The organism is Phenylobacterium sp. (assembly GCF_036402295.1).
In the GTDB taxonomy this organism is placed as follows: Bacteria; Pseudomonadota; Alphaproteobacteria; order Caulobacterales; family Caulobacteraceae; genus Phenylobacterium.
Genome location: NZ_DASWTE010000343.1, coordinates 1 through 9,500 on the forward strand (window position 1 = coordinate 1; position 9,500 = coordinate 9,500).

The following is a 9,500-nucleotide window of genomic DNA, read 5'->3' on the forward strand; positions in this document are numbered from 1 at the left end:
CCCAGCACCACGCCGATGCCGGACAGCTCGCGCATGTCGGAATGCTTGGCCGCGAACAGCAGGAAGCCGCCGGCGAGCAGGCTGGCCAGCGGCTCGGCCAGGCCCTCCACCACCGTGCGGAACGGCCGCTTCACCGCCGACGGCGTCGCGTTGAACAGCAGGTTCTGGTTGTTGTATTCGATCGACGTGAGCACGCCGTGATAGGCGAAGAACGCCCCGAACGCGGCCAGCTCGCCCCCCGCCATGAAGAAGTAGGCGAAGGCCGCGAAGTAGCTCAGCGGCAGGATCAGGGCGACGTTGCGCACCCCGGCCCGCGTCACCAGCCGGTTGAAGACGAACAGGCAGACCACGAGGTTGAAGATGTTCGTGGCCGCGTAGAGCCTCCCGAACAGGCTGGCGAGCTCAGCCTCGTTGCGGCACTCCTGCAGCACCGTCGAGTACTGGAATTCGGCCAGGTTGGTCATCAGCAGGGTGACGAACAGCGTCATGACCAGGGTCACCGCATAGGGCGAGCTCTTGAAGGTCCTGGCCACCTGCAGGAACTGGGTGCGAACATTCGTGGGCTCGCCGTCCAGGTCGGTGTCGGTGTCTGCGATCCGCGTCCAGCGCCGGCGCAGCATCATCGCCACGGGCGCCGTCGCCAGCGCGACCCCGGCCCAGACCAGCATAAAGGCGTGCATCGGCATCACCGCCGCCAGCGCGCTAACGATCAACGCCCCCAGCGTGGTGCCCAGGGCGCAGAAGGCGGCGAACAGCGGGAAGAGCCGCTTGGCGTCCTGGATGTCGAAGTAGGTGTCGGTGAAGTTCCAGAACAGCGTGTAGAGCCCGATGTACCACATCGCGAGGTACAGCTTCAGCGCGTAGTAGAGCGTGACGTCCCAGGGCTTCGGCAGCCCCACCTCGATCAGGGCCCACAGGATGGCCCCACCGGCGATCAGCAGGCCCAGCGTCGCCTCCACCACCCGGTCGATGGAGAAGCGCACCAGCAGGTACGAGAACAGCGCCGTGTAGACCAGCATCACCAAGGGGGTGAGCAGGAAGATCACCGGCAGCTTGTCGGCGCCGACATGGGTCAGGAACGCCGCGTCGCCGGCCGCGAAGCCGATGCCCATGCCGGTCTGCAGCAACAGGCCGAACAGGCCGAACTGCAGGAGCTTGGGCCACTCCCCCGGCTCGACCTTGAACACACGGTTCAGAAGAACCTGCACACGCGCTCCCGACTCGCGGGCCTCTCGTTAACGACCCGTCGGTATTTCTCTATAGACTAGCTTCCAAATTCCGAACGAGCGCCACGGGCCCGCAACGCCGCGATGACCGATCCCGCAGCAGACGCGCCCAAGCGCCGAAGGCGATTCCGCCTCAAGACGCAGCTGCTCCTGCTGCTGGGCGTGCTCAATCTCATCGCGGCCGCCGCCTACACGGTGGTGCTCTACGAGGTCGACCGCGCCGCGATCATGGCCGGCATCGACGGACGCCTGACGACCGCTGTGCTCGCGGTCAACGAGATGGCGACCGACGAATACCACGCCCGGATCATCGGCCCCGATTCGATCCCGAGGGACGAGTACCGCCGCCTCCAGTACCGGCTATCGCGCTTCGCCGAGGGTTCGGGCCTCGTCTACGTCTACACATACATGAAGTTCGGCGACGAGATCCGCACCGTCTCCACCAGCGCCACCCGCCGCGAGATCGAGAAGCGCGAGGAGGTGCCGTTCTTCGCCCTCTACGACACCGCGCCCAAGGCCCTCTTGCAGACCTTCGCCGACGGTAAGACCCGGTTCGACGAGTACGAGGACGAGTTCGGCCGTTTCCGTTCGCTCTACCTGCCGGTCACCGGGGTCGACGCCCGCCGGTACGTGGTGGGCGCCGACGTCGACCTGGCGATGGTGCGCCAGCGGCTGTCGGACGCCCTGCGCACCGCGGTCTCCGTCGGCTTTGGCATCTTCGCGCTGTCCATGGCGCTGGGCTGGCTGCTGGTCGACCGGCTGGTCCAGCCGCTGATGCGGCTCACCGACTTCACCCGCAACATGGGCCAGCGCAACTTCCAGCCTGATGCGCGGGAGGTGGCGGCCATGAACGCCATCAGCCATCGCCGTAGCGACGAGGTGGGCAGCCTCGCCGAGGCCATGACCGCCATGATCGCCCGCCTGCAGCGCTACCTGCTGGAGATGGAGGCGGCGACCGCGGCCCGCGAGCGGGTCGAGGGCGAACTCTCGGCCGCGCGCGACATCCAGGTGGGCATGCTGCCCCGCGCCTTCCCGCCCTTCCCCGACCGCCGCGACGTCGACGTCTACGCCATGCTGGAGTCAGCCAAGCAGGTGGGCGGCGACCTCTACGACTACGTCCTGCTCGACCGCGACCGGCTGTTCTTCGTTGTGGGCGACGTCTCGGGCAAGGGGGTGCCGGCGGCGCTGTTCATGGCCATGACCATGACGCTCTTCAAGGCGACCGCCCTGGCCTCGACCGCCGGCCCGGACGCGATCATGGCCCGCGTGAACGCCGAACTCAGCCGCGACAACGCCGGCCAGATGTTCGTCACCGCCTTCTGCGGGGTGCTCGACCTCTCGACCGGGGCGGTGGAGTTCGCCAACGGCGGCCACGAGGCGCCGTTCGTGCGCCGCGCCGACGGCTCGGTCTTCCGTCTGGACAAGACGCGCGGCATGGCGCTGGGCGTGTTCGAGGACGCCGATTTCGAGCCCGGCCGCCACACCCTGGCCGCGGGCGACGCGCTGATCCTCTTCACCGACGGCGTGTCCGAGGCGGCCAACACGGACGACGACCTGTTCACCATCGGGCGCATCGAGACCGCCCTGTCCGCCGTCCGCCGCGACGCCTCCGCCCGCGGCCTGGCCGAAGGCCTGGCCGACGACGTCCGCGTGTTCGTGGGCGAAGCCCCCCAGTCCGACGACCTGGCGATCCTGGTGGTGCGCTGGGAAGGCGGGGCCTAACCCAGTTTCAGCGCCGGCCGGTCGCGGCCGTGCATCTTGCGCAGGTAGAAGCGCATGTCCTCGATGATGCGCTTCAGCTCCGCCAGCCGGGTCGGCCCAGCCGTCATCGCGGCCGCCATCCGGGGGTCGGCCTCGACCTCCCAGGGCAGGAAGTCGAACTTGTCCTCCGCGCCTAGGATCCACACGATCGGATAGGGATAGCCGAACAGCACACCCTTCAGCGGCTCGCGGCCGGCGAGGTAGAGCGCCGTCGTCGCCCCGTTCCGGGCCCGCAGGATCACCTCCAGCACGTCCAGCGAGATCACGATCGTTCCGGGCCGCGCGAACTTGGAGATCCGGAAGCCCAGGTCGATGTCGGGCCCGATGTAGTCCAGGTGCGCGGCCTGGCCGCTGGAAAGCTCGGGGATCTCGATCACGATGTTGGGGCCGTCCACGTCGGCCAGCCAGGCCGTGCCCTTCAGCCGCAGCGGCAGCTCCTGGAAGTGCTTCTCCTCGTACGCCCGCATCGTGCGCAGGAGCGCCAGCAGGGTGGAGGTCACCTCTTCCGGACTCCTGGGCTCGGTGGTGAACACCACCTCGTCGCCCATCACCTTCCACACCTCGATCGAAGGCGTGTGGTCGTCGTCCAGGAACTCGAAGCCGATCTGGCCGGCGACCATCAGCGGGAAGTTCGTGAAGAACGCCCGGAAGGTGGCGAGCCAGCCTTCCGCCCCCTGCCCGGTGAAGCGGGCCTTGAATTCGGTCGAGCCGACCATGTCGACCGACAGGAACAGCCGCGGCATCCAGATCCCCCGATCGGCCGACCCGCCGGCCCCTCCATGGGCATACTACCGTGGATCGACCGCCTGCCCAGATCGGCCGTTCCGGGTGACTAGACCAATCTCCCCGAGCCGCGCCGGTGTGCTACGGTTCGGCCGGGGCGCGTCAGGCCACGAGTCGTGGCGACCGCGATCTGTAGGGGACGCCGGTGGCTGCCGACACCTCCACGGCTGGGCGAAGGAAGTCCGGCGCCGAGCCCGGCGCGGCGGCCCGTCTGCGCGAATGGCTGCGCAACTACCAACCCCTGCCCGGCGTGCCCGACGAGCTGTTCGACGCCAAGGGCCGGCCACGCGACCACTGGCTGGACTTCCTGGGCCACTTCGCCGCCTTCCCGGCCGGGGATCCGGGCAACCGCTTCGGCCTCTCGGCGCGCCACCTGCGCGATTCCGGGGCCTCGTACCACGTGGGCAGCGAGAACGCCGAGCGCATCTGGCCGCTCAACCCGCTCCCGCTGATCCTGGCCCAGTCCGAGTGGGACGAGATCTCGGCCGGCGTCGAGCAGCGGGCCCGGCTGATGGAGGCCCTGCTCCAGGACATCTACGGCGAAGGCCGCCTGGTCGCCGACGGCCACCTCCCCGCCGCCACCCTGACCGGCAGCCGCGACTTCATCCGGGCGATGCGCGGCGTGGCCCCGCCCGGCGGGCGCTACACCCACATCTACGCCGCCGACCTGGGCCGCGGGCCCGACGGGCGCTGGTGGGTCCTGGGCGACCGCACCCAGGCCCCTTCGGGCGCGGGCTACGCGCTGGAGAACCGGCTGATCGTCAGCCGCGCCTTCCCCAACCTCTACAACACCATGAACGTCCACCGGCTGGCGCCGTTCTACGACGCCCTGCGCCGGGGGCTCGCCGGCGCCGCCGACCGCGCCGATCCGCGCATCTGCCTGCTGTCGCCCGGCAAGTTCAGCGAAACCTACTTCGAGCAGGCCCACCTCGCCCGCTACCTGGGCTTCCTGCTGGTCGAGGGGGACGACCTCGTGGCCCGCGACGGCAAGGTCTATGTCCGCACCATCGCCGGCCTGAAGCGCGCCGACGTGATCCTGCGCCGCGTCGACGCCGAGTACGTCGACCCGCTGGAGCTCAACAACGCCTCGCGCCTGGGCACGCCCGGCATGCTGGAGGCGATCCGGGCCGGCGGCGTCACCGTGCTGAACCTGCCGGGGTCCGGCGTGCTGGAGAGCCGCGCCCTGATGGGCTTCCTGCCCAAGCTCAGCCGGCAGGTGCTGGGCGAGGAGCTGCGGATGCCGCACGTCGCGACCTGGTGGTGCGGCCAGCCGGCGGAGCAGGCCCTGGTCGAAAGCCGGCTCGACGAGCTCGCCATCGCCCCGGCCTTCAACCCGACCGGCGGCGACCGCATCCTCTCGCAGTCGCGCCTGGTCGCCGACCTCTCGCCCGAGGAGCGCGGGACCCTGCTGGCGCGCCTGCGCGACCGCCCGGCCGACTTCGTGGGTCAGGAGGTGGTGCGGCTTTCCACCATGCCCATCCTGCGCAACGACCAGCTGGAGCCGGCGCCCTTCGTGCTGCGGGTCTTCGCGGCGACGACGCCCGACGGCATCCGCATCATGCCCGGCGGCTTCTGCCGCACCTCCGACCGCATGGACGTCCGCGCCATCTCCATGGGCGACGGCGCGCGGACCGCCGACGTCTGGGTCATCGACGACAAGCCCGTCGAGCGCATGACGCTGATCGCCAGCGCCGAGGACGTGCAGGTCCGCCGCATCATGGGTCATCTGCCCAGCCGGGCCGCCGACAACCTGTTCTGGCTGGGTCGCTACCTCGAGCGGTCCGAGATGACCCTGCGCACCGTGCGCAGCCTGTGCACCAGCAACATCGCCGCCGACGCCGCCGCCCACGGCGCGGGCGAGACCTTCGACAGCCTGCGCACCCTTCTGACCGAATGGGGCGCGCTCCGCGAAGGCGCCGCCGCGGACGACGCCGTCGCCGCCGCCGGCGCGGCCCTGCTGGACGTCGGCGCCTGGGGCTCGGTGATCTGCAACGTGCGCTCCGCCATGCGCACCGCCTCGTCCATGCGCGAGCGCCTGTCGGCCGACTTCTGGGCGCTGCTGGTGGGCATCGAGAACGGCCTGGCCACCGCCGAGGCCGTGACCTCCGAGGCCGAGGTGCTGCGGCTGGTGAACCGCGCCCTGCAGACCATGGCGTCGCTGTCGGGTCTGGCGCAGGAGAACATGAACCGCGTCGCCGGCTGGCGCTTCCTCGACATCGGCCGGCGCATCGAGCGGGGGATCACCACCTGCCGGCTCAGCCGCATGCTGGCGCACGACGAGGCCACCACCGACGACCTCGACCTCCTGCTCGACCTCAACGACAGCCAGATCACCTACCGCGCCCGCTACCTGATCGGCCTGGCGCTGCCGGCGGTCCGCGACCTGGTGATGCTGGACCCGTTCAACACCCGCTCGCTGGCCTTCCAGCTCGACACGCTCACCGAGCACCTGGAGGTCCTGCCGACGCTGCACGAGGACGGCATGCTGGAGGAGCCCAGCCGCATCCTGCTGTCGCTCTCGGCCGACGTGGAGACCGAGGACGCCCGCAAGCTCACCGCCGACAAGATCCATCGCCTGGAACGCGCCCTGATGCGCTTCTCCAACGCCGTGGCCGACCGCTACTTCCTCCAGGGGGCCAGCGCCGTGCCCACCGTCAAGCTGATGGGGCTCGCGTGATCTACGACCTGCGCCATCGCACCACCTACAGCTACGGCGACGCCGCCGTGACCTACGCCCGCTGCGTCCTGCGGCTGACGCCGGTGTCCAACAGCCACCAGACGGTGATCGACGCCGACCTGAAGGTGACGCCCCGGCCCTCGGTGTCGCTCGAGCGCATCGGGCCGTTCGGCGAACGGATCCTGACCGTCATCGTCGACAAGCCGCACAACACGCTGGTCATCGACGCCACCTCGCGGGTGAACGTCCACTCCCCCAAGCCGCCCGAGGGCTGCGACAGCGCGCCGTGGGAGGCCGTGCGCGGCGCGGCCCTGGCCGCCGCCTCGCTCGAGGCCGACGGGCCGGCCGTCTACGTCTATCCGACCGACCGCACGCCGATCACGCCGTCGATCACCGACTACGCGCGCGAGAGCTTCCCGCCCGGCCGGCCGATCATCGACGCCTGCTCCGAGCTCAACCGGCGCATCCACGCCGACTTCCGCTACGACCCCGGCGCGACCGAGGTGTCGACGCCGGTGCTGGAGGCGTTCAACGCCCGCCACGGCGTCTGCCAGGACTTCGCCCACATCATGATCACCGGCCTGCGCGGCCTGGGCCTCTCCGCCTGCTACGTCTCGGGCTACCTGCGCACCGTGCCCCCGCCTGGCCAGCCGCGCCTCGAGGGCGCCGACGCCACCCACGCCTGGATCGCCGTCTGGTGCGGCGAGGCGCACGGCTGGATCGGCTTCGACCCCACCAACGCCATCCTCGCCGAAGACGACCACATCGTCCTCGCCGTCGGCCGCGACTACGCCGACGTCGCCCCCATCGACGGCATCATCCTGGCCTCCGGCGGCCAGAGCCTGAAGGTGGAGGTGGACGTGATCCCGGAGACGGAAGAGCGGCCGAAGGCGGCGAAGGGGCGTTGACCCCTCTTCTTGCTCGTCATCCCGCGGCTTGTCCGCGGGACCCACCGAGCCCGCAAGGATCGCGCAAGCTTGACAGCTCGGCCCATTTGTTCTATTTTTGTTCTAATGGACACAGCCGGGGCCAGCCACCAGCTCGAGGAAATGCGCGGCGTCGCATTCCGCCTGGGCATGGCCCTCGGCGGCGAAGCCGAACGGGTCTCCGACCTCGACCGCAAGCTGAAGCTTTTCGAAGCCTTCCACCAATGCTTCGCCTCCGTCCGGCTCTCCATCGCCCTGGACCTGCGCCTCAAGAAGGCCCCCGCTCAGCCCGCCGAGGCTGAACAGCGCGAAAGCGAGCGGGACGAGGCGCCCGACTGGAACGAACGTCCCGAGCGCTCGGACGCCCTGCACTACACCGAACGCGACCGCGAAACCGAACGCGCCAGCTTCCCGCGCCTCCTGCGGACCTTGAACGGCGTCCTTTCCGATGCCGAGCAGCTCCTCCCCGACGCCCCCGAGGTCCCGCAACTCCGCACCCTCCTGGCCAAGGCAAAGCCCGAGCCCGCCCCGGTTCGGCCACCACCCTCCAGAGACCTCCGATCCCGCCTCGCGGCCTCGACCACCACCCAGGTCCTCACCCGACCCGGACTGCGAACCCCACCGCCACGCCGCTCCACCGGCCCTCCCTAATTCCTCCGCTCATGCCGGCGAATGCCGGGACCCAGATGGAATGGCTCAGACGCGGGCTCCAAAGGCTCCGAGCCCCTTCCAACTCACCTCATGGGATCTGGGTCCCGGCATTCGCCGGGATGAGCGGAGTGTTGGGCAGGACTTGGCGCCCCAGACGCCCTCACTCGAACCGCAGAGATCGCAGAGAGACGCAAAGAGGCCGGATCGCCACGATCCCCTCTGCGCATCTCTGCGGTTCATTCGTGCTGAGTCCACCACCAGACTGCGGGGCGCTACGCGGGCCAAAGGCTCAGGAGCGAACCTCCCGAATGGCCGCGAGCTCTGCTGAAGCGACGATGGAGCGGCCCTTGTAGCACTTGCCGACTGGGACCGACGTCCGCGACGGATCGCGAACTGAGCGCTGCATCAGTTCCGGTCGATCACGACTACTCCCTGAGAAAATCTTCCGGGTACAGGTGATTGGCGAGAATTTGGGGCGTCACGCGTCTGTACAGAGCGGTGTCGCCGCTCAGGGTCGCGCCCCGATCCAGCAAGCCGCGAAGCCACGGAAGCGATCGCGCAATCGAACGGGTGACGGGCGCGTTCGTGATCTCGAGCGTCGCGGCCCCTATCGTCACGCCAGCCCCCAGCACGGGGGCCAGGTCGGTCGGCAGCACCGCTCGGACCGTCATGGGATCGCTGACGTCGGTGAAGGCGACGAGGGCCGGCAGTTCGTCCAGTGGCAGGCGGACCGGCTGGTCGCGATGCGAACGCTTCAGCGTCTCGATGGCGGCGTTGCGGCCCCGCCGCCAGTCCGGCCGTAGCCCCACAGCCACGCACATCGCCAGGTAAGGGTCCCATAGGGAGAGCGATTGCGGCAACAACTCCCGCCCCGCCGCCGAGCGGCCGTAGGCGAGCAGGGCCACTAGAGCCCTCCGCCCCGCGAGCGACACGAACGTGGCTTCTCCGTGGACCTTCGATTCTACCGCTCGCCCTGAGAGGTTCTCGGGAAGGTGTCGGATCTCATATTCGAACACGCTCGAGGCGCGGTGCATCGTGGCGCCCTCCGCCACATCAAGCGTCAGGCGAAAGCGATCCCGATAGCGCTGCCGCGTACATCCGCTGAGGGCGACACCCGCTCCAAGCATGAGCACCGCCTGGCGGCGACTACGCGCGGGCATAGCCGCCCGCCCCATGCGCGCTCGGTACTGAACACGGATCACCCGACGCGGACGTCGATGACATGCCGGCGGCAAGGAACAGTCGCTTCATCGCCAATCTATGACGCTCCGGTCGATGGCCTGGTCAGCCCTAAGGTCCGCAACGGGTCGCAACCGAGACTCGATCTCCCGCCCGCTCGCCCCTACCCCTTCCGCACGATCTCATCCGCCGCCTGCGCCGCGATCGCATCCGCCTCGCCCGACGGCACGCCCAGCCCGCGCAGGATCAGCGCGCAGACCTGCTGCGCCAGGCTGATGGCAAGCGCCGGCTGCGGGT

7 protein-coding genes are annotated in these 9,500 nt (G+C 69.6%); 4 read left to right on the forward strand and 3 right to left on the reverse strand.

Annotated features, from left to right (window positions below; all coding sequences use genetic code 11):
- Positions 1 to 1,208: hypothetical protein (locus tag VGD44_RS20210; RefSeq protein ID WP_331090180.1), on the reverse strand; the 1,208-nt coding region annotated here is incomplete at its 3' end.
- A 102-nt stretch (positions 1,209 to 1,310) separates the two neighbouring features.
- Between VGD44_RS20210 and VGD44_RS20215 the strand changes: the two genes are divergently transcribed.
- Entirely contained in the window at positions 1,311 to 2,948 is a 1,638-nt protein-coding gene (locus tag VGD44_RS20215; protein ID WP_331090181.1) for a PP2C family protein-serine/threonine phosphatase, read from the forward strand.
- Here the strand turns inward: VGD44_RS20215 and VGD44_RS20220 are convergent.
- A complete protein-coding gene (locus VGD44_RS20220; protein WP_331090182.1) occupies positions 2,945 to 3,730 on the reverse strand; it encodes a hypothetical protein in 786 nt (261 codons plus the stop codon). The two genes, VGD44_RS20215 and VGD44_RS20220, sit on opposite strands and share 4 nt — an antisense overlap.
- Positions 3,731 to 3,915: 185 nt before the next feature.
- Here VGD44_RS20220 and VGD44_RS20225 point away from each other — a divergent pair, with 185 nt between their 5' ends.
- The 3 genes from VGD44_RS20225 to VGD44_RS20235 all read left to right on the forward strand — a co-directional run bounded on the left by VGD44_RS20225 (position 3,916) and on the right by VGD44_RS20235 (position 8,024).
- On the forward strand, positions 3,916 to 6,447 hold the full coding sequence (locus tag VGD44_RS20225) for a circularly permuted type 2 ATP-grasp protein (protein ID WP_331090183.1): 2,532 nt from the start codon (positions 3,916 to 3,918) through the stop codon (positions 6,445 to 6,447).
- Entirely contained in the window at positions 6,444 to 7,355 is a 912-nt protein-coding gene (locus VGD44_RS20230; protein WP_331090184.1) for a transglutaminase family protein, read from the forward strand. The genes VGD44_RS20225 and VGD44_RS20230 overlap by 4 nt, the downstream gene beginning before the upstream one ends.
- Positions 7,356 to 7,496: 141 nt before the next feature.
- Positions 7,497 to 8,024 carry a hypothetical protein gene (locus VGD44_RS20235; RefSeq protein ID WP_331090185.1) on the forward strand — a complete coding sequence of 176 codons (528 nt, stop codon included), beginning with the start codon at positions 7,497 to 7,499 and terminating at the stop codon, positions 8,022 to 8,024.
- 425 nt (positions 8,025 to 8,449) lie between these two features.
- Here the strand turns inward: VGD44_RS20235 and VGD44_RS20240 are convergent, their stop codons facing one another.
- Positions 8,450 to 8,929 (reverse strand): hypothetical protein, encoded by a 480-nt coding sequence (locus VGD44_RS20240; RefSeq protein ID WP_331090186.1) that lies wholly within the window; start codon positions 8,927 to 8,929, stop codon positions 8,450 to 8,452.
- Positions 8,930 to 9,500: the final 571 nt, after the last annotated feature.

Bases quoted from the DNA above. Each gene is read 5' to 3' on its own strand.
- VGD44_RS20215 (WP_331090181.1), top strand. From the start codon at position 1,311: ATGACCGATCCCGCAGCAGACGCGCCCAAGCGCCGAAGGCGATTCCGC.
- VGD44_RS20220 (WP_331090182.1), bottom strand. From the start codon at position 3,730: ATGCCGCGGCTGTTCCTGTCGGTCGACATGGTCGGCTCGACCGAATTC.
- VGD44_RS20235 (WP_331090185.1), top strand. From the start codon at position 7,497: ATGCGCGGCGTCGCATTCCGCCTGGGCATGGCCCTCGGCGGCGAAGCC.